Source organism: Dyadobacter flavalbus, from assembly GCF_006149045.1.
In the GTDB taxonomy this organism is placed as follows: domain Bacteria; phylum Bacteroidota; class Bacteroidia; order Cytophagales; family Spirosomataceae; genus Dyadobacter; species Dyadobacter flavalbus.
The window spans coordinates 128,062-151,771 of the sequence record NZ_VBSN01000006.1; the positions used below are offsets into that span (position 1 = coordinate 128,062).

Below are 23,710 nucleotides of genomic sequence, written 5' to 3' on the forward strand. Positions count from 1 at the left end.
CTATTTTATATGTATACTAAACCAAAAACGTTTTTTTTGCGTTTATATAAAACAGCCTTTCTAATTTAGTAAGGTTGTATTTTCTCCTTATTGGGTAATTTGTCCGAAACACTTCTTTATTCGTAGAAAAGACAGAACAGGGACAGTTATTTATTCTTCTACGAGGCATTAGATTAGGTTTAAAACTAATTAATACCATTGCGTGCTGTAAAGGTTACTTCAACGCATTAGTTTGTCTACTAACCCAAATCAAACATAGCCTTGGCTACAATTAAAGCAACACCTAGAAAAAACTTTTCGAGGATTAATCAGATTATTGATTATCCGGATCTGTTGGGAATTCAGGTACAATCATTCCGGGATTTTTTCAGTTTGGATACATCTGTTGAAGATCGGTCCGGTGAAGGATTGTACAAAGTTTTTGCAGAAAACTTTCCAATTGCCGATTCACGCGACAATTTCGTGCTGGAATTCATTGATTATCTTCTTGAGCCACCGAAGTATTCCGTTGATGAATCCATTGACCGCGGTCTGACATATGCAGTTCCGCTTAAAGCAAAATTGCGGCTGATCTGTAATGATGCCGATCATGAAGAATTCGAGACCATTGAACAGGAAGTTTTCCTAGGAAATATTCCTTATATGACCGAGAGAGGCTCATTTGTGATCAATGGTGCTGAACGTGTTATTGTTTCACAGCTTCATCGTTCACCGGGTGTGTTTTTCTCTATGAGCAAACACACTAACGGATCCAAACTATATTCAGCGCGGATTATTCCGTTCAAAGGTTCATGGATTGAATTTTCTACGGACGTTAACAACGTCATGTACGCTTACATCGATCGTAAGAAGAAATTTCCGGTAACTACACTTCTGAGAGCCATAGGTTTCGGTTCAGATAAAGACATTCTGGATCTATTCGGATTATCTGAGGAAATCAGTGCGACACCTGCAAACCTTAAAAAGGCAGTTGGTCGTCGTTTGGCAGCAAGGGTACTTCGCACATGGACTGAAGACTTTGTGGATGAAGATACCGGTGAAGTTGTTTCGATTCAGCGTAATGAAGTATTGCTGGAACGTGATTCAACCATTTCTCCGGAAGATATTGAAGTGATTGTGGAATCCGGACAGAAGTCTGTTATTCTGCATAAAGAAGATATGAATGTAGCGGATTATAATATTATTTATAATACGTTGCAAAAAGATAGCTCCAACTCTGATAAAGAAGCGGTGGAGCAAATTTATCGTCAGCTGCGTAATGCCGAAGCACCGGATGAACAAACTGCTCGTGATGTAATCCAGAGCTTGTTCTTCAGTGATAAACGTTATGATTTGGGTGACGTTGGTCGTTACAGAATCAACAAGAAACTGGGTTCTGATACCAGCCTTGATGTTCGTGTCCTGACTACTGGTGATATTGTTTCTATAGTAAAGTATCTGATCGGTCTGATCAATGCAAAAGCGGTTGTTGATGATATTGATCACTTGTCAAACCGTCGTGTCCGTACCGTAGGCGAGCAGCTTTATGCTCAGTTCGGTGTTGGTCTTGCACGTATGGCACGTACCATTAAAGAGCGTATGAACGTACGTGATAACGAAGATTTCAAGCCTGTTGATTTGATCAATGCGCGTACGTTGTCTTCTGTTATCAACTCATTCTTTGGTACAAACCAGTTGTCTCAGTTTATGGATCAAACCAATCCATTGGCTGAAATTACCCATAAGCGCAGAATGTCCGCACTGGGGCCTGGCGGTCTTTCCCGTGAAAGAGCAGGTTTTGAGGTTCGTGACGTTCACTACACGCACTATGGCCGTCTTTGTACGATTGAAACGCCGGAAGGCCCTAACATCGGTCTGATTTCTTCGCTTTGTGTATTTGCAAAAGTGAATGGAATGGGCTTTATCGAAACACCATACCGTGTAATCGACGGTGCTGGTAAGCTGACCGATGAGCTTATATATATGACTGCGGAAGAAGAAGATTCCAAATACATTGCACAGGCTAATGCCTCTGTGGATGATAAAGGAAACTTTACCGTAGAAAAAATCAAGACCCGTTTTGAAGGTGACTTCCCGATGGTGGATCCTTCTCAGGCGTCTTATATGGACGTTGCTGCCAACCAGATCGTATCTGTTGCGGCTTCCCTGATTCCGTTCCTTGAGCACGATGATGCTAACCGTGCATTGATGGGATCAAACATGCAGCGCCAAGGTGTTCCATTGTTGCGTCCACAAGCGCCGATTGTTGGAACCGGTCTTGAAAAACGTGTTGCTATGGATTCAAGAGCGCTGGTTGTTGCCGAAGGCGATGGCGTTATTGAGTTTGTAGATGCCAAGAAAATTGTCGTTAAATACGACAGAACAGATGAAGAACGTCTCGTAAGCTTTATTGAAGACAGCGTTTCTTACGATCTTGTAAAATTCCGTCGTACTAACCAGGATACTTGCCTTAATCTTCAGCCGATGGTTTTAAAAGGCCAGAAAGTGAAGAAAGGAGAAGCGCTTTGCCAGGGCTACGGTACCGAAGGCGGCGAACTTGCACTGGGCCGCAATCTTTTGGTTGCATTCATGCCATGGCAGGGATATAACTTTGAGGATGCGATTGTAATTTCTGAAAAAGTAGTTCGTGAAGATATTTTCACTTCCATTCACATTGAAGAATTTGAACTGGAAGTCCGTGATACCAAGCGTGGAGAAGAGGAACTTACTGCTGAAATTCCAAACGTAAGCGAGGAAACGGTTAAAAATCTCGATGAAAATGGTATCGTTCAGGTTGGTACAGAAGTAAAAGAAGGAGATATTTTGATAGGCAAGATTACTCCGAAGGGGGAATCCGATCCGACTCCTGAAGAAAAACTGCTTCGTGCGATCTTTGGTGACAAAGCCGGTGATGTGAAAGATGCTTCCAAAAAAGCACCGCCATCCATGAAAGGGGTTGTTATCGATACAAAATTGTTCTCACGTCCAACAAAAGAGGAACGTGCAAAACATAAAGACGAGCTTCGCCTGCTTATGAAAAAATACAGCCGTGACCTGACTCAGCTTCGCGGACGTATTATCGAAAAGCTTGTGGAACTTGTTGACGGCAAAACGACACAAGGCGTTAAGCATAAATTTGGTGATGAGCTGATTTCAAAAGGAATGAAGTTTAACGTGAGAAATATCTCGGAAAACTTGTTCCCGGCAAACAACCCTTACCGTGACGAAAGCCAGTATGCAGTTGCAGAAGAAGTTAATTTGATTGGTGATGTTCTGACTGATTCTTGGACTGAAGATGCAGAAACAAACAGACAGGTTTCATTGGTTCTGAAGAACTATTTGAATGCGCGCAGTGAATTGATGGGCCGTTTCAAACGTGATCGTTTTGCGCTTGAAGTTGGAGACGAACTTCCTGCCGGAATCGTGAAACTGGCAAAAGTATATATTGCCAAGAAACGTAAATTGAAAGTTGGGGATAAAATGGCAGGTCGTCATGGTAACAAAGGGGTTGTTGCCCGTATTGTTCGTGATGAAGACATGCCTTTCCTGGAAGACGGAACGCCTGTTGATATCGTGTTGAACCCGCTTGGTGTACCTTCACGTATGAACATCGGCCAGATCTATGAAACAATTCTTGCTTGGGCAGGTTTAAAACTGGGCCGCAGGTATGCAACGCCAATTTTTGACGGTGCTACCGAAGCCGAAGTGGCAGCTGAGCTGAAAGAAGCAGGATTGCCTGACTGGGGACGTACTTATCTTTACAATGGATTAAGTGGTGAGCAATTTGATCAGCCGGTTACAGTTGGTCTGATGTACATGATGAAACTTGGTCACCTTGTTGATGATAAAATGCACGCCCGTTCTATCGGACCGTACTCGCTTATTACACAGCAGCCTTTGGGTGGTAAAGCACAATTCGGAGGCCAGCGTTTCGGAGAAATGGAAGTATGGGCACTTGAAGCATTCGGTGCATCGCATATTCTTCAGGAAATCCTTACCGTTAAATCCGATGACGTAGTGGGCCGTGCCAAAGCCTACGAAGCAATCGTAAAAGGTGAAAACCTTCCGAAACCAAATATTCCGGAGTCCTTCAACGTACTTGTTCACGAACTTCGTGGATTGGCTTTGGAGATTACGCTGGACTAATTTATAGTCGTAAGGAGAATTGTACGAAAGTACAGTTCTCCTTAGAAATGCAATAAAGATTGAGTTTCGACTTATAGACAAACGACTTTTTAATTATGTCTTTCAAAAAGAACAAAAAACTTAATAGTGATTTTTCCAGAATGACAATCAGTCTGGCTTCACCTGAATCAATTCTTGAGAGTTCTTTCGGTGAAGTAACACAGCCTGAAACCATCAATTACCGGACTTACAAGCCGGAAATGGGCGGGTTATTCTGCGAACGTATTTTCGGACCTGTAAAGGACTGGGAATGTCATTGTGGAAAATACAAACGTATTCGTTACAAAGGAATTATCTGCGACCGTTGCGGCGTAGAAGTTACGGAGAAAAAAGTACGTCGTGAGCGTATGGGCCATATTGAGCTTGTCGTTCCTGTTGCTCACATCTGGTATTTCCGCAGCTTGCCTAACAAAATAGGTTATCTGCTTGGATTGTCTACCAAAAGGCTGGATCAGATTATTTACTACGAGCGATATGCAGTAGTACAGCCGGGTATTAAAGAAGAGGACGGAGTTAGCTATCTTGACTTTCTGACCGAAGACGAATACCTGGATATCGTTGACAAATTGCCTCGCGAAAACCAGTTGCTTCCGGATACGGATCCAAATAAATTTATCGCGAAAATGGGCGCGGATGCACTTGAAATGCTTTTGAACCGGATCAAACTGGATGAGCTTTCATACGAACTCCGTCACCAGGCTGCAACGGATACTTCACAGCAACGTAAGGCAGAAGCATTAAAGCGTCTGAAAGTTGTTGAAGCATTCCGTGATGCCAATACGCGTATTGAAAACCGTCCGGAGTGGATGGTGATCAAAATGGTTCCGGTGATTCCACCAGAACTTCGTCCGCTTGTACCTCTGGACGGCGGTCGTTTTGCGACTTCCGATTTGAATGACCTTTATCGCCGCGTGATCATCCGGAATAACCGTTTGAAACGTCTGATCGAGATCAAAGCACCTGAGGTAATTTTGCGTAATGAAAAACGGATGTTGCAGGAAGCAGTTGACTCGCTTTTCGATAACAGCCGTAAAGTAAATGCCGTACGTTCCGAAGGTAACCGTGCATTGAAATCACTTTCTGACATGCTGAAAGGTAAGCAGGGACGTTTCCGTCAAAACTTGCTTGGTAAGCGTGTCGATTATTCAGGTCGTTCGGTAATCGTTGTCGGACCCGAATTGAAATTGCATGAGTGCGGTTTGCCGAAAGATATGGCTGCTGAGTTATTCAAGCCGTTTATTATCCGCAAGCTGATCGAACGCGGAATCGTTAAAACTGTAAAATCAGCCAAGAAGATTGTAGATCGTAAAGATCCTGTGATCTGGGATATCCTGGAAAACGTATTGAAAGGACATCCTGTTCTGCTGAACCGTGCCCCGACATTGCACCGTTTGGGTATCCAGGCATTCCAGCCCAAGCTGATCGAAGGAAAAGCGATCCAGTTGCACCCGTTGGTTTGTACTGCATTCAACGCTGACTTTGACGGTGACCAGATGGCTGTTCACGTGCCGCTTGGCCAGGAAGCCGTACTGGAAGCTTCCATGCTGATGCTTTCGTCACATAACATTCTTAACCCTGCCAATGGTGCGCCGATTACGGTTCCGTCACAGGACATGGTTTTGGGTCTGTATTATGTTACAAAAGGCCGTGTAAGTACGCCTGAATATCCTATTATGGGAGAAGGCAAGATTTTCTATGGCCCGGACGAAGTTGTTATTGCAATCAACGAAGGCAAACTTTCTAAACATGCCAATATCAAATGCCGTCTGCGTGTACGTAACGATGACGGAACATTTGAGACAAAACTGGTTGATACCGTAGCCGGACGTATTCTTTTCAATCAGGCTGTTCCTGAAGAAGTAGGATATATCAATGAATTGTTGACCAAGAAAAAGCTTCAGCAGATTATTGGTCTGGTGTTCAAAATGGCCGGCGTTGCCCGTACCGCTCAATTCCTTGATGAAATTAAAGAACTTGGTTTCCAGATGGCCTTCAAAGGCGGTTTGTCAATGGGATTGAACGACGTAATGGTTCCGGATGAAAAAGAGAAACTCATCGAGCAAGCCAAAGGTGACGTAGAGAACGTCTGGAGTAACTACCTGATGGGTCTTATCACTGAAAACGAACGTTACAATCAGGTTATCGATATCTGGACCCGTGTTAACTCACGTATCACAGAAACATTGATGAAGCAGCTGGAAACGGATCAGGGTGGATTCAACTCCATTTATATGATGATGCACTCAGGTGCACGTGGTTCGCGTGAGCAAATCCGTCAGCTGGGTGGAATGAGAGGTCTTATGGCCAAGCCTCAAAAAAATATTGCCGGTGGCGCAGGTGAAATCATCGAGAACCCGATTCTTTCAAACTTTAAAGAAGGTCTTGACGTTCTTGAATACTTTATCTCGACACACGGTGCACGTAAAGGTCTTGCCGATACGGCTTTGAAAACAGCGGATGCAGGTTACCTGACCCGTCGTTTGCATGACGTTGCACAGGATGTTGTCGTTGTGGAAGAAGACTGCGGATCACTTCGCGGAATTGCAATTTCTGCTTTGAAAGACAACGAAGACATTGTTGAGCCGCTTTCTGAGCGTATTCTTGGCCGTGTAAGCGTTCATGACGTGTTTGATCCGCTTTCCAATGAAATTATCCTTACTGCTGGTCAGGAAATAACAGAAGAAATCGCAGCACAGATTGACGAGACAAGCATTGAAACGGTTGAAATCCGTTCGGTACTGACTTGCGAAACACGTAATGGTGTTTGTGCGAAATGTTACGGACGTTCATTGGCTTCTGCACACATGGTGAACATTGGTGAAGCTGTTGGTGTAATTGCATCACAGTCGATCGGTGAGCCGGGAACGCAGCTGACACTCCGTACATTCCACGTCGGTGGTACGGCTTCCAACATTTCTGTTGAAGCAAATATCAAGGCGAAGTTCGACGGTGTAATTGAATTTGAAGACCTACGTCTTGTGCAGTCTGTGAACTCAGAAGGAGATGACATTACAGTAGTAATGGGACGTTCCGGTGAAGTGAAAATCATTCACCCTGAGACAAAACAGCTGCTTATTTCCAACAACGTGCCTTACGGTGCTACTTTGTTGGTAAAAGAAGGTGATACCGTGTTCAAAGGACAGGAACTTTGTACTTGGGACCCATACCACGCAGTAATCCTTTCCGAATTCACCGGAGCCGTTTCCTTCGATGCCATTGAAGAAGGCATTACATACCGTGAAGAATTTGATGAGCAGACCGGCTTCCAGGAATCAGTGATCATTGAAACACGTGATAAAACCAAAAACCCGGCTATCGTGGTAAAAGGTAAGTCAACGTTGCTGAAAGATCAGACTGAAAAAGGTTATAACCTTCCGGTTGGAGCACGTCTGGTTGTTAAAGCCGGAACGAACATCAAAGCTGGTCAGCCTCTGGCAAAAATCCCTCGTGTTGTTGGTAAAACCCGTGACATTACTGGAGGTCTGCCACGTGTAACCGAACTTTTTGAAGCGCGTAACCCGTCTAACCCTGCAACGGTTTCTGAAATCGACGGTGTGGTTTCTTACGGAGGTGTGAAACGCGGTAATCGTGAAATCCATATCGAATCAAGAGACGGAACACAACGTCGTTACATGGTTGCACTTTCCAAGCACATTCTTGTGCAGGATGGTGACTTTGTAAGAGCAGGTGATCCGTTATCTGATGGTGCCATTACACCGGCTGATATTCTTTCTATCAAAGGACCAACAGCGGTTCAGGAATATCTTGTAAACGAAATTCAGGAAGTATACCGTCTTCAGGGTGTAAAGATCAACGATAAGCATATCGAGTGTATCGTACGCCAGATGATGCAGAAAGTAGAGATTCTGGATGCAGGTGATACCAACTTCCTGGAAATGCAGCCGGTTGACCGTGTCGTATTCCGTGAAGAAAACGATAAGATCCTGGATATGAAAGTGGTTGAAGATGCAGGAAGCTCTGAAACGCTGAAACCGGGTATGATCATTTCTGTACGTCGTTTGCGTGATGAAAATTCAAGCTTGAAACGCCGTGACCTGAAACTGGTTGTTGCACGTGACGCACAGGCAGCTGTGGCAAAACCTACTTTGATGGGTATCACGCAAGCTTCTTTGGGTACCGAAAGTTTCGTTTCTGCAGCCTCGTTCCAGGAAACAACCAAAGTATTGAGCGAAGCAGCAGTAAGAGGAAAGCGCGACGAACTGAAAGGCTTGAAAGAAAACGTGATCGTAGGTCACTTGATCCCGGCCGGAACAGGTATGCGTCAGTACGAAAACCTGATCGTTGGATCGAAAGAAGAGTTTGATGCATTGACTGATTCGCGTGAAAAGCAATCACGCAAGAAGAAAGAGTTGGTATAAACATCATCTTTCATAAAAAAGAGCCGGTTCTGCTTATGCGGAACCGGCTCTTTGCTTTTTGATACTGTTTATTTTTAGTAATTTCCGGCTGCAAACCCAGTTAATGTTAAAAACCCTGAATCAGAAAAACTTACAAATGGAAGATAATAATAAAGAAAGCGAGCAACAGATAAATGTGGAGTTGTCCGAAGAAATGGCGGAAGGTGTGTATTCCAATCTTGCCATGATCGCTCACTCCAACAGTGAATTCATTCTGGACTTTATCCGGCTTATGCCAGGCGTTGCGCGTGCCAAGGTAAAAGCCCGCATTATCATTACGCCCGAACATGCCAAACGTCTGATTGCAGCTTTGACCGATAACATTCAAAAGTATGAAGATCAGTATGGAACCATCCCGAGTTCTCAGGACAATGAGCCTACATTCAATTTCCCGATAAGCTTTGGCGGCCCCGGAGGCGAGGCTTAGTGATTTATATGACAAAAGATAAAATATTTTTTACGTTACTTCATTATTTTTACTTGAATACCGGCTTCTTCAGGTATTATAATCCGGCTTTTGCAGTAATCCAGAATAACACCAATCGCCAGGGGCAGACAAGAAGATTTTTGTAATTTCAGAAATAACCATTACGCCGTTTCCTTTCGGTATAAACCTCTTGTAAATCTTACATTACTAATTATTTAGTCTGCTTTATACCGTTATAAAGCACGTATGTAACTTTAATATTTCATTATGGCGTCATTTAAACTTACAATCAACAATCGTGCATATGATGCAGATGTGGAGCAGGATACTCCGCTTTTGTGGGTCCTGCGCGACAATCTGGGACTGGTCGGTACCAAATACGGCTGCGGAATTGCGCAATGCGGCGCGTGTACCGTGCATCTGGATGGCAAGGCGGTACGTTCCTGCGTTCTTCCGGTATCGGCCGTAGGAAAAGCGAAAGTAACGACAATCGAAGGTTTATCGGAAAAAGGAGATCATCCGGTTCAGAAAGCCTGGGACGAAGTAGACGTGGCACAGTGCGGCTACTGCCAAGCCGGACAAATCATGACCGCAGCTGCATTGCTGAAAGAAAATCCAAAGCCATCGGACGAACAAATCGTTTCGACCATGAGCGGGAACATTTGCCGTTGCGGAACATATCACCGCATACGTGAAGCAGTAAAAGTAGCAGCATCTAAAACCAACTGATCATGCAGACATCAGAACAAACTTCCAGACGTAATTTTATTAAAATTGCGGCAGCCGCAGGCGGCGGATTATTCCTGGGCTTTAACTGGTTAAATTCATCTGCGCTTCCGGTGGTTGTAGACGCTAAAAAAGTCGCGGCAGGTTCGGTAAATTTCAATAGTTACCTGTCCATCGGAACGGATAATGTAATTACAATCATATCACCGAACCCGGAAATCGGTCAGGGAATAAAGACCGCTTTCCCGATGGTTGTGGCCGAGGAGCTGGATGCAGACTGGAAACAGGTAAAAACGGTGCAGGGAAATCTGGATACGGGCATTTATGAACGGCAGGTTACAGGCGGAAGCGGCGCTGTTCCGCATTCATGGGAACGCCTTCGCAAAGCCGGTGCTACTGCACGTTATTTGTTAGTGGAAGCAGCCGCAGCGCAGTGGAACGTTCCGGCATCAGAATGTACGACCGAGAACGGAAAAGTTTGGCACAGAACTTCCGGTAAATCCCTTTCTTACGGAGAACTGGCTGAGGCTGCTTCGAAAATGCCGGCTCCGACAGAGGTAAAACTGAAAAAGGAAAGCGATTTTAAACTGATCGGACAGTCGGTCCGGAATGTTGATAACAACAATATAGCAACAGGAAAACCGCTTTTCGGCCTTGATGTTTACAGGGAAGGCATGTTGTTTGCCATGATCCAGCGGCCAAAAGCATTCGGGCTAAAACTTAAATCTGTTAATTCGGAAGCTGCGAAAGCCATGCCGGGTATTGTGGATGTAGTAACGTTTGAGAACAGCGTGGCTGTCGTCGGGAAATCAACATGGCAGGTGAAAAAGGCCAAGGATGCACTGAAAATTGAATATGAAAAAGCAGCGGAACTGGAAAGTTCAGCGGATCATAACCGGATTTTTCAGCAGTTAATGGAAAACGGCGAAGCTACGGTTCGTCGTAAAAACGGTGATGTGGATACGGCATTTAAGAATGCGGCAAAGGTCATTAAATCAGAATACCAGTGTCCGTTTCTGCCGCATAGCCCTCTGGAACCTATGAACTTTTTTGCGCATGTGCGGGAAGATGGCGTGGAGCTAATCGGGCCTACGCAGACGCCGGAAAGAGCGCGTACTGAAGTTGCAAAACTGACCGGAATTGCTCCTGAAAAGATCACAGTAGAAATTACACGTCAGGGCGGAGGCTTCGGGCGGCGTCTGGCTGCGGATTTTGTTTTGGAAGCTGCAAATGTTTCCAAGCTGGTGAAAGCACCTGTAAAAGTAATCTGGACGCGTGAAGATGATATGACCGGCGGAATTTACCGTCCGGCTGTACGTTACCGTTTTGAAGCTGCGCTGGATAAAAGCGGGGAGCTGATCGGTTACAAGCTTCGGGGCGTAGGAATGAATTCCGGAAATTCCACACGCGAGGATAATTTTCCTTCAGGTTCTGTCGAAAACCTCTTGATTGATTCTGTTGAATATAAGTCGCCGATTACAACCGGCCCATGGCGCGCACCGATTACCAATTTCCTTGCTTATGCCGAACAGTCTTTTCTGGACGAAGTAGCAGAAGCAGCAGGAAAAGATCCGGTTGAATTCCGACTTGCATTGTTGGAAAAAGCCAAGAAATCGCCGGTCGGAGACATCAAGTATGATGTGGACCGCATGATAGATGTGATTAAACTTGCAGCGGAAAAAAGCAAATGGGGTAAAAAGAAAGGCGTTTATCAGGGATTCAGTGTTTATTTTTCTCACCGGTCCTACGTTGCGCAAGTTGGGGAAGTTGTTATGGAAAAAGGCAAACCTGTTCTGAAAAATGTTATTGCGGCAGTGGATTGCGGAATTGTAATCAATAAGAGCGGATCGTTGCAGCAGGTTAGAGGCGGCGTTGTAGACGGTCTCGGACATGCGATGTACGGTAACATGACGTTCAAGGACGGAGCACCGGACCAGCGTAATTTCAATGGTTTCAGACTGATCCGAATGAATGACATTCCGGAAGTTGACGTGCATTTTGTAGACAACGGCATTTCGCCGACAGGTCTTGGCGAGCCGGCTTTGCCGCCGGCGGGAGGCGCAGTTGCCAATGCATTTTACAAAGCAACCAAACAGCGATTGCGCAATCAGCCGTTTATCAACGAAGAAGCTTTCAAAGGCATTTCATAAATATTATTCTCATTCAATTCAAGACAGAAAGATAAAATGTAATATTACATTTTATCTTTCTGTCTTTTGTTTTACAACAGTATTGTCCAGAAGCCTTATTTACGTAAATTTTATTTGAAAGCACTTTAAAATACTTGCATAACCATTCGTTTTACCGTGCAACCGTAACCTTTAGCAATGATATGAAAAAGAAATTTGCTGTTATTTGCCTTCTGATTGGTCTGAGTCTTAGTGCTTTCCGTTTAGTTGAGTTTCCGGAAGCAACAATAGAGAATGGAATTGTACAGGCTAAACTGTATTTGCCGGATGCTTCTGCCGGATATTATCAGGGAACACGTTTTGACTGGGCAGGCGTTATTCCGAGTCTAGAATATAAAGGACATACTTACTTCGGACAATGGTTTTCCGATTATGACCCCAAACTTCACGACGCCATTATGGGCCCGGTTGAAGAATTTACACCTCTGAATTTTGATGAAGCCAAAACAGGAGAAGAATTCCTGAAAATAGGCGTTGGTACCTTGGTAAAACCGGATGATAAAAAATATTCATTTGCTACAAATTATACGGTTAAAAATTCAGGTAAATGGACTGTAAACAAGCAAAAAGATCATGTTGAATTTACGCATGTGTTGCAGGACGGAGCTGGTTTTTCCTATATCTATAAAAAAACCGTCAGGCTTGTAAAAGGAAAGCCTGAACTTGTTCTGGAGCATAGCCTTAAAAACACAGGTTCAAAGGAAATCAACACGAGTGTTTACAACCATAATTTCTTCATGATTGATAAGGAACCGTCCAATGAAAATATTAGGATCGTATTTCCTTTCAGGGTAAGCGGAGAAGGAAAAGGTTTTGGTACAATTATTAATGCTAAGGATAAAACACTCAGTTACACGCGTGAAGTTGTAAAAGGGGATCAGGTTTTTAGCAGCGGGCTGCAAGGTTTTGGTGATACTTCCAAAGATTATGATATCAGAATTGAAAATATAAAGACAGGTACCGGCGTCAGGATAACCGGCGACCGTGCTTTGGAAAAACTGGTGTACTGGGCTTGTCCGACAACATCTTGCCCGGAACCGTATGTCAGGCTTTCTGCAAAGCCCGATGAAGAAATCAAATGGAAAGTAAACTATGAATTTTACACATTTTAAACAGGTTGCAATTTTAAAGTACGCATTAATATTTCACTTATTATTTTAAATGGGCTCTCATAAACACCTTGATAAAGCCTCCGCTGCGGGTCTGCTGGTTGCATTAGGAATCATTTTCGGAGACATCGGTACTTCTCCGCTTTACGTAATGCAGGCAATTATCGGTACCAACCGCATTTCTGAGGAAGTAGTTTACGGCGCGGTTTCTTGTATTTTCTGGACGCTGACCCTTCAGACCACAGTAAAATACGTCATACTGATTCTCAGGGCCGACAACAAAGGGGAAGGCGGAATCCTCGCCTTGTATGCACTGGTAAGAAGAAATGCAGCCTGGCTTACGGTTCCGGCCATAATCGGTGCCAGTACGCTGCTTGCAGACGGAATTATTACGCCGCCAATTTCGGTTTCATCCGCTGTCGAAGGTCTCCGGATACTTTATCCGCATATTCAGACCATTCCGATTGTAATCGGCATTCTTACCTTGCTGTTTATCATTCAGGTTTTTGGGACCACAATTGTAGGAAGAGCATTCGGGCCGGTTATGATGATCTGGTTTCTGATGCTTGCAGTACTTGGCGTTTCGCAGGTTATCGGTCATCCTGAAATCCTCAAATCAATCAATCCGTATTACGGATACAAGCTGCTTGCACAGCATCCCGGCGGTTTCTGGATGCTTGGTTCTGTATTTCTGTGTACAACGGGTGCGGAAGCACTTTACAGCGATCTTGGCCATTGCGGAAGAGGAAATATCCGGATAAGCTGGATTTTTGTAAAAGTTTGTCTGCTGCTCAATTATTTCGGACAAGGCGCATGGCTGATCGTACATGCAGGAACGACACTGGGCGGCAGAAAACCATTTTACGAAATCATGCCCGAATGGTGGCTGCTACCCGGGATCTGTATTGCTACCATGGCAACCATTATTGCAAGCCAGGCATTGATCAGCGGCTCATTTACACTTATTTCAGAAGCGATCCGGCTGAATTTCTGGCCAAAGGTCAGGCTTATCTATCCGAGTGACAAAAAAGGACAGCTTTACGTTCCCAGCGTAAACTGGCTTCTGTGGGCAGGATGCGTCGGTATTGTGCTTTATTTCAAGGAATCGGCCCATATGGAAGCGGCTTACGGCCTTGCAATTACACTGACTATGATTATGACTACAATCCTGATGTCGGTTTATCTGTATTTCAACAGTGTAAGCAAATGGTTTATCGGTATCTTTCTGATTGTCTATCTTGCTATTGAAGGATCTTTCCTTGCAGCCAACCTTCTCAAATTCACGCACGGAGGCTGGGTTTCGCTTCTGCTGGCCACTATTATTGCACTTGTCATTACCGTCTGGTTAAAGGCCTATTATATCAAGCTGAGACTGACGGAATTTGAAAGTCTTGAAAAATACATTAGTCCGCTGAAAGAACTGAGTAATGACATCAGCATTCCCAAATACTCAACACACCTGATTTTCATGTCAAATGCAGCGCATGAATCAGAAATCGAGAACAAAATCATTTATTCGATTTTTTATAAGAGACCGAAGCGCGCAGACATTTACTGGTTTATACACGTGGAAACAACGGATGAGCCTTACACAATGGATTATCATGTCAATATCATTGCAGAAGATGACGTGATCAAAGTTACTTTCAGGCTCGGGTTCCGGATTGAACAGCGGATCAATTTGTTTTTCAGAAAAGTAGTGGAAGATATGGTTCTCAATAAGGAAGTAGATATTACAAGCCGCTACGAATCGCTGAACCGCCAGAATATTACCGGAGATTTCCGGTTTGTAGTGCTGGAACGCTACCTTTCCATAGAAAACAATTTACCTTTTATGGAAGAACTTATTATGAAAATCTATTTTACAATCAAAAGCATTACTACTTCCGAGGATAAATGGTTTGGTCTGGACAGTAGTTCTGTAAAGGTTGAAAAAGTGCCGCTTGTTTTAACACCTGCCGAAAAAATAAGAATGAGAAGGGTTTACAGTTAGAGAATTTCTGGTAATACTCTAAAATACAATGGCTGGTCCGCGCGATTGCATGGGTATACGAATACGCAGTTTGGGGACGGAAGTTTTAGATTAAAACAGACAAATCCTTGCTTTCCGGCTCATATGCGTGCTTAATGCGTTATACCCGGTTCGTCGAAAAGCCTTTTTCATAATATAGCCGAATCTGAAAGCTGGAATACTTTTGGATAGAAATGATCAGGAACCAGGGTTGGTTCCTGATCATCTGAAAACAGGCTGAAAATGAAAAATCTGAACGTACTTATCATAGCAGCATTGCTTGCATCGACCGGGATTACCTATGCGCAGACAACTGCGCCGCAATCCACTCCGGAACAAACGTCGGTTCCTACAACGCCTACAAGCGATAAGAAAGAAGAATTTGCAGCTCCGCAAACACCAGTAAGGCCGGGAAATACACCTGCTGAGGATACTTTGATTAAAGGACAAGTCAGTTCTGGTGCAATAATCAAAGATACGCTGATGCCTTCCGCAGTAAAAAACGACAAAATGAGCCGTCGTAAAAACAAGAAAAGAGGAATGAATGCAGATACAGCTTTAATCAATACGAGGACTGATTCTATAAGAAAACAGTAATGTAATTTTTTAAAGCCAAACCTCCGGCAATCTGCTTTGCCGGAGGTTTGGAATTTTTCAGACTAGTCAATTATTATTAAAGCTACTGCCGTTTTATGTGCTATACCCGGGCACTGCGCTGTGACACCGCTTCCAAATCTGTTTCCCAAAACGGTTGAGTAACAACTGCTTTATTTTCATTAATCCAGGTGCACCAGACTTTTCCGTTATAAGCTCTCTTGACAACCGGCATTGAAAGATTGCCGTTTTCAAAAGTTACAATTTCAACAATCTGATATTCATCAATTTGCATAAGTCTGGATCCGTTTTTCTCTTTTACCCAGTCATCTCTGACAAACTTCAACGTAACCATTAGTTAATTATATAGGTTTTAGTATTGATTTTGCAATGCAAATGTTATGCCATATTCAGGATTTGCCTCAAACCCTTACAATAACTAAAATAATGATAATAAATATATAGAAATAATATTACAATACTAATAATTTACTTTGTTAGTATCTTATTAAAATAATTTGAAATTTTTTCTTTCAAATACGACAATTATAATAACGACCATGTATATTAGTGTAGAAATTAACTGATTTTAAGCAACCTGTATGATTAACTAAATTTACGTGAACATGGTACATGATAAAAAAGGGCGTGTTGTTTTATCATTCAACAATGATAGTTTCAAACATTACTTGTTACTGAAGTATGTTAGCAAAGCTTCAGACCCGGAGTGGGAACAAGTAGGTTTTGTTACAGAAAAGTTGATTTCTCCGGAGTTTTGGATTCAGTTGCAGGATTATGCAAGGGCAGACGTAGAAAGTCAGGGAGGAAAGCTGATCGGTTACGAAGTGGTAAATGAAGAATTGGTAAGCCACGAAAAAATAAATTCTGACCTGTGGCCTACAAACTGGATGTGGGTTATTCAGAAGCAGAGTTTTCAGTAATACTTGTCTTCATCAGCAATTACTGTTAAGGACAGCTCTTGAAGCTGTCCTTTTATATTTGGCGGTAAATTATTCGGTATGATCTGTTTTCATCAGCAGCTTACGGATTGTCTGTATGCTTTTGCTGCGGTATTTGATACCAAGTACAAGCACTATAATGGCGATGCCCAGTAAAGTTACATATCCCAGATATTCGCTGTCAAACAGCTCGTTCAAAAGTTGTCCCAGCAAGAGGATCAGGGATATTACAACCATAAAAACAAGTACGGAAATCCAGGCGTAATAAGATGCAGGCGTAACCAGTTCGGCGATCCTGCCTTTTATTTCAACGGTAATGGCATGAAACTTGGCATCCAGAAAGCTGCTTGCCGTATCAATCAGGCTTTTCTTGTCATCTTTCGCTTTTTTTACGTCGCCAGAGTCATTCAGTGCCTGTTCGGATTTTGCATCAGGTGAATCCGGCGTTTGTATAACCTGTTCTCTTCTGATCATCAATACGGCATGCTCATTGGGAGAAATGCCGGTGCCATCCGTTTTTGCATAAACCTTTGTGAATTCGGCACCAAAGTATAAGATAATGGATGAGTAGTAAATCCATGTGAGCAGGATAACAATGGAAGCAGAAGTACCGTAAGATGCACCCAGATCCTGTTTTCCAAGATAAAAGCTGATCGCAAATTTACCGACAGCAAACAGAACAGAAGTAAAAGCAGCTCCAACCAGGCATTCTTTCCACCGTACATGGCCATCGGGAAGAATCTTGAAAATTACGGTAAACAGCGCCGTTATAATGGCAAGTACCAAAGCAATATTCAGTGCCGAAAAGATCACAACCGAAACTTCGGAAAAGTAACGTTCCAGTCTGTTGCTCAGCAAATCAACTGCTGTATTGACGCCCAGCGAAACAATCAGCAAAAATCCCAGGGTAATTATAATGGAAAATGAAAGTAGCCGGTTTTTAAGATACTGCAGCCAGCTCTTTTTGGGTTTTGATTTTATTGACCATATATAATTGATCGAATCCTGAATCTCGGCAAAAATCCCCGTGGCACCGATCAGCAAAGTAACAATGCCGATTGTTGCAGCCATGCCCGATTTGTTTGAAAGTTCAGCATTTTTGATAATTTCCTGCAATTGTGCCGCTGCCTGCTTTCCGACCAGCCCGCTTATTTGCCCGAAGAGCTCACCCTGAAATGCCTCTTTACCATATACGATGCTTACAATCGAAATGATGACAAGGAGCATGGGAGCCAGTGAAAATACAGTATAGTAGGATAAAGCAGCGCTTAATTTCATGCAATTATCCTCAACAAATTCGTTGGCACTGTCCTTTATCAGAGAAAGTATAAATTTTACCTTGGCCATATTTTCAGTTTTGATAGAAATTTGACTGTTCAAATGCGTTACCAAATCAACAATATTCATGCCAGATGGCTGAAACGATGCATTTTGTAGGGAAAGCTCGGGACATTGGCTTTGCGGATGATACTTTTTAAGGAAATTAATGGAATGTGTACTTTCCTGTATGCCTTGTCTGTAAAAAAATGGATGACTATTGCGCTGTAAATACCGGGTATGATTTTATATGCTGGTTTTTCTCATTAAATGTCATCAACCGTAAACGGAGAAAAAATGAAAAAGTTAAAAACCATTTTAGCCATTGTCTTTGGATTCGCAATCATAAATCTGAACGCATGCACGCCAAAATCTGATGATGAAAATAACAATCGTACAACAGATCCGGCAGTAGTTGGAAAAGATACCAATTCAGTTGAATTAAGGAAGAGTATTCCTCAAAGTGATCCCAATATCAACAGTACGCCTGCGGTAACAAAAGGCGGCCCGGATATGGATGCAGATTCCATTGCCAAAAAACGGGAACTTAAAGAAGGAAGAAATGAATAAAGCCGTATGCTGGACAAAAACATGCATACTTCCCGGATTGTAGTACGAAAGGAAATTACAATTCAAGATCCGGAAGTTTTGGAATGATTTTTAAAGCATGTAGCATATAATCAAGATTTCATTTTAATAAAAATCAGCAAGCATGAAAAAGATAGCAAGTATAATGATATTCATCCTGACAGTTTCAGGAGCAGCATTTGCACAGTCAACTACGAATTCGACCAATCCGAAACAAGCCGGAACTGCTAACGAAGGCAGTAACAATCAGGCTAATAACGGTACTGATACCCAAGGTACTACTCAGGGCGCCAATCATGAGAACAATAACAAGACAGCCACGCAGGCGGGCAGGGCTGGCCAGGTGAACGGATCAAATACAAGTGCCGGAACCGGTAAAAAAGGCAATGAATCACACGGCAATGAAGCAGGTTCAAAAGCGCCGGGTCCATTGCAAAGACCTTTGCAAAGAGGAAGCAATTCTTCCAATTCGGGTGAAAACGGAAGCAGCAAGAAGTCTGATGCATCTTCAAAAGCGAAAAAGAACTGATTTAGCTGCAAACAATTATATTTCAAACCCGCTGATTTTTATCAGCGGGTTTTCTTTTTTAACAACACTTTTTGAAATTCCTGTTTATCTGCCAGCAAGCAATTTTCTGTAACCGGTTCAACTGATATTTCTTGCAAATTTCTCTTCATCAATTGTTTAATTTTCCTGGTAGTTTTAAGCTGATTGTCATTGACTACTCCAGTGCAATTGATCAGAAAAGTATACATAAGCAATTAAAAAGCATAATTCCGGTATTGGAGCAATACATAATTTTGACAAAACGAATTGCGGGTTTCAATTAGAATAAAGTTGATTCCGGATTCCTGATTTTACAATTAGCGTATACTCAAAAATGCTGTTTTCAAATCTGAGTTACCCGGTTATTAATCAACTAACAGAAGAGGCCGTAATTGTGCTTCCGCTGGGAGCAACCGAACAGCACGGATTGCATCTGGCGGTTTCTACGGATTCCGATATTGTAACGCAACTGGCTTTGGCAACCGAAATGCGTTTTCCCGGACAGGTTCTTCTTTGTCCGACACTGCCTTTCGGGTCCAGTCATCATCATCTTTCATTTGGAGGTACCGTCAGTTTGAACCCGCTGTTATACACGCATGTGATTACAGATCTTGTAAAATCCTTTATCGAAAATGGGTTCAGGAAAATAGTGCTTTTAAATGGTCACGGCGGCAATATTACTCCGGTTAAACAGGCACTGGCCATGCTGAGCAGCAAGTACGATTTTTCTCTTCAGCCTGATATTGCGCTGGTAACCTACTGGGAATTAGCCGGGAAATCTTTTGCCGGCCAGTTTCCGATGCAAAGTCCGGCACTCAGTCATGCATGCGAGTATGAAACAAGTCTCATGCTGCATCTTTTTCCCGATAAAGTCCGAATGGAGAATGTAGAGCGCTCCGCCCGTCCGGAAAGTAATGGCTATGTAGCCTGGGAAGACGACGAGCCTTACAAAGGTGTTACATTTTTCAAGCAAACCGCGATTGTCTCCAGCAACGGTAACAGTGGAGAGCCGCAGTTGGCAACCTCGGAAAAAGGCAAAATCCTGTTTAACCAAGCAGTTCAGGCACTTGAAACATTTATTAGAGCATTTCAGAGCTGGCCGCTTCTGGAACGTATTGATAAAAAGGAGTGATACTTCCGACTGCATTATATAGTAAAAATGCTGCTGTAAATATCAGATGTTGAAAGTTAAAATAAGCTTCAGATGAAAATCAGTCATTATAAGAAAAAGCAAGTTTGATATGTTCAGGCAAGAAATTAAACATTCAGACAAAACCGTAAATACCGGAGCATATTCTGCTGGCGTATTGGTTGACAGAATGCTTTTCATCAGCGGACAAGGGCCGTTGGACCTGTCATCAGGCAAGGTAATACACGGTACAATCGAGGAAGAAACATGGCTGACGTTGTCTCATATCAGAAGGATTGTGGAGACAGCGGGCGGACAAATGGAAGATATCGTAAAATGTACTGTACACCTGAGTGAAATCAGTGATTTTGATCGGTTCGATGCTGCTTATGCCTCCGTTTTTACCGGAGTACGTCCTGCGCGGACAACTGTTCAATCGGTACTGGCAGATGGAATAAAGGTGGAAATTGATGCCATTGCCGTTCTTCCGGAGTAATAGGGCCATAATGGAAATCTGACTTCAGTTAAGTATGATGGGTAAAAAACAACGAATCGGGACGATAGGCCTCGGATTGATGGGAAGCAGCATTGCAACCTGTATCCTGGCCTCCGGACATGAAGTTACTTCTCTGGTGAAAAATCTTGGAGAAAAGGATAATGCACTGAAACGCATTTTTGGATTTTTGAGAGAAATGTATGCAGAGGGTTTGCTGAAAGAAATACCGGAAGCAATTATTCAAAGAATTACAATTACAGATAATGTGTCGTTGCTTGCAGGCCATGAAGTTGTTCTTGAATCCATCAATGAAAGTGTTCCGGATAAAAAGCAGGTTTATCAGTCCCTTGAAAATGTCATCTCACCAACGGCCATCATCGGAAGCAATACTTCTGCAATTCCGGTTTCGATTTTACAGAGTGATATGAAATATCCGCAGCGCTTGCTGGGCATTCATTGGGCTGAACCTGCCCATATAACCAGATTTATGGAGGTGATATGCGGCAAGGATTCAGATGTAAATTATGCACACCTGTTTATTAAACTGGCCGAAACCTGGGGCAAGGAGCCGTCCTTGCTTAAAAAGGATATCAGAGGGTTTATAACAAACCGGATCATGTATGCCATGCTCCGGGAAGCATTTTATCTGGTGGAAAATGAATATGCAACTGTTGAGGATGTAGACAGATCGCTACGAAACGATATGGGCTACTGGATGACATTTGCCGGTCCGTTCCGGTTTATGGATCTGACAGGCATTCCAGCTTATCTGACTGTCATGGAAGATCTTGTCCCGGATTTGAACAATGCGGCCAAATCACCGGAATTGCTGAAAAAAATGGTTGCCGACGGTGCAAAAGGAGTGAGCAATGCAAATGGATTTTATCCTTATACCGAAGAAAGTGCTGCCAGATGGGAAAAAAAATTCATTGAGTTTAGCTACGATATTAGAAAGTTGGCAGAAGAATATTCTCAAAGGGAAACGGAATGACAATCATAACCTCAATCAGAGCAACAGAAGTAATCGTACCTGCAAAACCCGGAAGTCTTAATTCAGAATCTGTATTTGATAACAATTCTGAATTTGCCAAGAAATTCCTGACGGGCGAAAGCTGGACAGATTTTGCCAATCAGCCCAAATGGATTATTGAGCTGGAACTTGAAAATGGATTGATTGGCATTGGCGAAACTTACAGAAATGCCTCTGCTGAGCATATCAGGGAAAGTATGAACACGTTTCTTGGCTCGGACATTCTGAAAATGAATTGGCGAAGACTTGCAATTGATGATCAGCGAATGTATGAAGCGTTTGAAAGCGCTGTTCTGGACCTTGTTGGAAAAATTTTAAAGGTGCCTGTTTATCAGCTTCTTGGAGGTCGTTACCGCGATTTTATCAATTGTACAGGCTGGACTGGCAGGCGAACACCGGAAGATGCTGCAGCAAAGGCTTTTGAAGCTATGAAAAAGGGTCATACCGTTTTTAAATTTAAATGCTCCGAGCAGGATCCGGTTAAGTTGTGGATTGAGGAAATAAAGAAAAAATGTGATCAGGGAATAAAAGTGCTGCTGGACCCCAATCAGCGCTGGAATGACAAGGAAACGACAATGAAGCTGATGAACGGTGTTGATCCCGACATGATGTTTGGTCTGGAAGATCCTGTACCGCATCACGATATAAAGGCGTTTAAATATCTGAAAGAGAATCTGGGAATTCCTTTATACAGACATATTTCGCTTCCATATACACAGGATATCAGGGATATAGTAGCATTTGTAAAAGCCGATGCTGCGGATGGCTATAACTTCAACGGATCTGCTTTCAATTGCATATTGCTTGCTGAAATTGCTCATCTGGAAGGTAAATCCTGCTGGCGCGGATCTGAAGTAGATCTTGGGATTTCTGAAACTATGGGCCTTCATATTGCAGCTGCAAGCATTAACTGCAGCATGCCATCAGATATTTTTGGTGAACTCGTGCGCGAGAATGATCTGATTGTTGATCCTGTAAATTTTCAAAACGGAACCGCACAAGTCCCGCAAGGGCACGGATTAGGAATAGAGCTTGATAAAGAAGCCGTTGAAAGGTACCAAACAGGCCAGCATATTTCCGTCAGCCGATGAAAAAAGCATTTCTGTCATGGATGATTCTTTTTGCCTGTAACCTGATCTGGTCATTTCAATTTACCTGTATCAAACTTACTCAGCAGCAAGTCGGGCCTTACTTTACAGTTTGGGCACCCATGTTAGTGGCTTCAATTCTGTTGGCACCTTTTGTAATACGAAACTTTCAAAAAGGTGATAAACAAGCAAAAGATATTCTTGTTTTCGTTCAGCTGGCAATTTTGGGCGCTTTTCCTTCTCAGGTTTTGATGACATGGGGAACCCAGTATTCTCTGGCCAGCAATGCTGCTATTCTTGCGCTTGCACTGCCTGTTGTCACAGCCGTATTTGCATTTCTGCTGTTAAATGAAAAAATGAATAAAATAAGGTGGCTGAGTTTCATTGTAGCAATTATCGGAGTGCTGCTTTGCTCTACAAATGACATCAAGAAAATGGACCTTAGCTCAGATTATGCTTTGGGGAACCTGCTTATTTTTCTGGCTATTGTAGGGAATGCTTATTACAATGTGGGCTGCAAACAGATTGCGGAAAAATACACTGAAGTGGAAATGGTTTTTTATACCTATCTCATAATGGTTATACTTCTTGCACCGCTTGTCGTATACTATGAACCGGAAATGTTTTTAAAGGTACCCCATTTTACTTCTCAAACATGGACCGGAATGATCGCGCTCACCTTGTTTCATAATTTTCTGTCCATGATTATGTTTTTCAAGGTGCTTAAGTTCCTGGATGCAACACAAGTTGCCTTGTCTAACTATCTGATCACCTTCATGGGTTTACCGATTGCGGCATTTATCCTTGGTGAATCGCTAAACAGTCAGGCAATAATTGGCGGTATTCTGGTGCTTGCCTCAACACTTATTTTAACGATCGTTGATAACAATGCGCAACAAAGGAAATTGATCAACTAAT

General features: G+C 43.0%; 18 protein-coding genes. 16 read left to right on the forward strand and 2 right to left on the reverse strand.

Features of this window, described 5'->3' with window-relative positions; all coding sequences use genetic code 11:
• The first annotated feature begins 261 nt into the window (after positions 1-261).
• The 8 genes from rpoB (at position 262) to FEM33_RS00700 (ending at position 15,641) form a co-directional block, all read left to right on the forward strand.
• Positions 262-4,125: a DNA-directed RNA polymerase subunit beta gene (gene rpoB, locus FEM33_RS00665; protein ID WP_138283193.1), complete on the forward strand. Its 3,864-nt coding sequence runs from the start codon at positions 262-264 to the stop codon at positions 4,123-4,125.
• Positions 4,126-4,220: 95 nt separating this feature from the next.
• On the forward strand, positions 4,221-8,543 hold the full coding sequence (gene rpoC, locus FEM33_RS00670) for a DNA-directed RNA polymerase subunit beta' (protein ID WP_139010193.1): 4,323 nt from the start codon (positions 4,221-4,223) through the stop codon (positions 8,541-8,543).
• Positions 8,544-8,679: 136 nt separating this feature from the next.
• Positions 8,680-9,009 carry a DUF3467 domain-containing protein gene (locus tag FEM33_RS00675; protein ID WP_139010194.1) on the forward strand — a complete coding sequence of 110 codons (330 nt, stop codon included), beginning with the start codon at positions 8,680-8,682 and terminating at the stop codon, positions 9,007-9,009.
• A 267-nt stretch (positions 9,010-9,276) separates the two neighbouring features.
• Entirely contained in the window at positions 9,277-9,738 is a 462-nt protein-coding gene (locus FEM33_RS00680; RefSeq protein WP_139010195.1) for a (2Fe-2S)-binding protein, read from the forward strand.
• Positions 9,739-9,740: 2 nt separating this feature from the next.
• Complete coding sequence (locus tag FEM33_RS00685; RefSeq protein WP_139010196.1) at positions 9,741-11,885, forward strand: xanthine dehydrogenase family protein molybdopterin-binding subunit; 2,145 nt, start codon at positions 9,741-9,743, stop codon at positions 11,883-11,885.
• 182 nt (positions 11,886-12,067) lie between these two features.
• Complete coding sequence (locus FEM33_RS00690) at positions 12,068-13,036, forward strand: hypothetical protein (protein ID WP_139010197.1); 969 nt, start codon at positions 12,068-12,070, stop codon at positions 13,034-13,036.
• A gap of 49 nt (positions 13,037-13,085) precedes the next feature.
• On the forward strand, positions 13,086-15,026 hold the full coding sequence (locus FEM33_RS00695) for a KUP/HAK/KT family potassium transporter (RefSeq protein ID WP_139010198.1): 1,941 nt from the start codon (positions 13,086-13,088) through the stop codon (positions 15,024-15,026).
• Positions 15,027-15,287: 261 nt separating this feature from the next.
• Positions 15,288-15,641 (forward strand): hypothetical protein, encoded by a 354-nt coding sequence (locus tag FEM33_RS00700; RefSeq protein ID WP_139010199.1) that lies wholly within the window; start codon positions 15,288-15,290, stop codon positions 15,639-15,641.
• 100 nt (positions 15,642-15,741) lie between these two features.
• Here the strand turns inward: FEM33_RS00700 and FEM33_RS00705 are convergent, their stop codons facing one another.
• Positions 15,742-15,933, reverse strand: a complete 192-nt coding sequence (locus FEM33_RS00705; protein WP_229209350.1) for a hypothetical protein — start codon at positions 15,931-15,933, stop codon at positions 15,742-15,744.
• Positions 15,934-16,258: 325 nt separating this feature from the next.
• On the opposite strand from FEM33_RS00705, the gene FEM33_RS00710 reads away from it, so the two are divergent.
• Positions 16,259-16,579: a hypothetical protein gene (locus tag FEM33_RS00710; RefSeq protein WP_139010200.1), complete on the forward strand. Its 321-nt coding sequence runs from the start codon at positions 16,259-16,261 to the stop codon at positions 16,577-16,579.
• A 69-nt stretch (positions 16,580-16,648) separates the two neighbouring features.
• On the opposite strand, the gene FEM33_RS00715 is transcribed toward FEM33_RS00710, so the two are convergent.
• Entirely contained in the window at positions 16,649-17,944 is a 1,296-nt protein-coding gene (locus FEM33_RS00715) for a YihY/virulence factor BrkB family protein (protein WP_139010201.1), read from the reverse strand.
• Positions 17,945-18,211: 267 nt separating this feature from the next.
• On the opposite strand from FEM33_RS00715, the gene FEM33_RS00720 reads away from it, so the two are divergent.
• The 7 genes from FEM33_RS00720 to FEM33_RS00750 all read left to right on the forward strand — a co-directional run bounded on the left by FEM33_RS00720 (position 18,212) and on the right by FEM33_RS00750 (position 23,709).
• Complete coding sequence (locus FEM33_RS00720) at positions 18,212-18,484, forward strand: hypothetical protein (protein ID WP_139010202.1); 273 nt, start codon at positions 18,212-18,214, stop codon at positions 18,482-18,484.
• A gap of 142 nt (positions 18,485-18,626) precedes the next feature.
• On the forward strand, positions 18,627-19,031 hold the full coding sequence (locus FEM33_RS00725; RefSeq protein WP_139010203.1) for a hypothetical protein: 405 nt from the start codon (positions 18,627-18,629) through the stop codon (positions 19,029-19,031).
• A gap of 352 nt (positions 19,032-19,383) precedes the next feature.
• A complete protein-coding gene (locus tag FEM33_RS00730; RefSeq protein WP_139010204.1) occupies positions 19,384-20,181 on the forward strand; it encodes a creatininase family protein in 798 nt (265 codons plus the stop codon).
• A gap of 109 nt (positions 20,182-20,290) precedes the next feature.
• Positions 20,291-20,674 carry a RidA family protein gene (locus FEM33_RS00735; protein WP_139010205.1) on the forward strand — a complete coding sequence of 128 codons (384 nt, stop codon included), beginning with the start codon at positions 20,291-20,293 and terminating at the stop codon, positions 20,672-20,674.
• Between the two features lie 34 nt (positions 20,675-20,708).
• Positions 20,709-21,665 (forward strand): 3-hydroxyacyl-CoA dehydrogenase family protein, encoded by a 957-nt coding sequence (locus tag FEM33_RS00740; RefSeq protein WP_310588798.1) that lies wholly within the window; start codon positions 20,709-20,711, stop codon positions 21,663-21,665.
• Positions 21,662-22,795 carry a mandelate racemase/muconate lactonizing enzyme family protein gene (locus FEM33_RS00745; RefSeq protein ID WP_139010206.1) on the forward strand — a complete coding sequence of 378 codons (1,134 nt, stop codon included), beginning with the start codon at positions 21,662-21,664 and terminating at the stop codon, positions 22,793-22,795. The genes FEM33_RS00740 and FEM33_RS00745 overlap by 4 nt, the downstream gene beginning before the upstream one ends.
• Entirely contained in the window at positions 22,792-23,709 is a 918-nt protein-coding gene (locus FEM33_RS00750; protein ID WP_139010207.1) for a DMT family transporter, read from the forward strand. The genes FEM33_RS00745 and FEM33_RS00750 overlap by 4 nt, the downstream gene beginning before the upstream one ends.
• The last annotated feature ends 1 nt before the right edge of the window (position 23,710 follow it).

Coding starts and splice junctions, on each gene's coding strand:
- FEM33_RS00685 (WP_139010196.1), top strand. CDS start 9,741: ATGCAGACATCAGAACAAACTTCCAGACGTAATTTTATTAAAATTGCG.
- FEM33_RS00680 (WP_139010195.1), top strand. CDS start 9,277: ATGGCGTCATTTAAACTTACAATCAACAATCGTGCATATGATGCAGAT.
- FEM33_RS00750 (WP_139010207.1), top strand. CDS start 22,792: ATGAAAAAAGCATTTCTGTCATGGATGATTCTTTTTGCCTGTAACCTG.
- FEM33_RS00695 (WP_139010198.1), top strand. CDS start 13,086: ATGGGCTCTCATAAACACCTTGATAAAGCCTCCGCTGCGGGTCTGCTG.
- FEM33_RS00725 (WP_139010203.1), top strand. CDS start 18,627: ATGAAAAAGATAGCAAGTATAATGATATTCATCCTGACAGTTTCAGGA.
- FEM33_RS00690 (WP_139010197.1), top strand. CDS start 12,068: ATGAAAAAGAAATTTGCTGTTATTTGCCTTCTGATTGGTCTGAGTCTT.
- FEM33_RS00720 (WP_139010202.1), top strand. CDS start 18,212: ATGAAAAAGTTAAAAACCATTTTAGCCATTGTCTTTGGATTCGCAATC.
- FEM33_RS00715 (WP_139010201.1), bottom strand. CDS start 17,944: ATGGCCAAGGTAAAATTTATACTTTCTCTGATAAAGGACAGTGCCAAC.
- FEM33_RS00705 (WP_229209350.1), bottom strand. CDS start 15,933: ATGCAAATTGATGAATATCAGATTGTTGAAATTGTAACTTTTGAAAAC.
- FEM33_RS00735 (WP_139010205.1), top strand. CDS start 20,291: ATGTTCAGGCAAGAAATTAAACATTCAGACAAAACCGTAAATACCGGA.
- FEM33_RS00675 (WP_139010194.1), top strand. CDS start 8,680: ATGGAAGATAATAATAAAGAAAGCGAGCAACAGATAAATGTGGAGTTG.
- FEM33_RS00740 (WP_310588798.1), top strand. CDS start 20,709: ATGATGGGTAAAAAACAACGAATCGGGACGATAGGCCTCGGATTGATG.
- rpoC (WP_139010193.1), top strand. CDS start 4,221: ATGTCTTTCAAAAAGAACAAAAAACTTAATAGTGATTTTTCCAGAATG.
- FEM33_RS00700 (WP_139010199.1), top strand. CDS start 15,288: ATGAAAAATCTGAACGTACTTATCATAGCAGCATTGCTTGCATCGACC.
- FEM33_RS00745 (WP_139010206.1), top strand. CDS start 21,662: ATGACAATCATAACCTCAATCAGAGCAACAGAAGTAATCGTACCTGCA.
- FEM33_RS00730 (WP_139010204.1), top strand. CDS start 19,384: ATGCTGTTTTCAAATCTGAGTTACCCGGTTATTAATCAACTAACAGAA.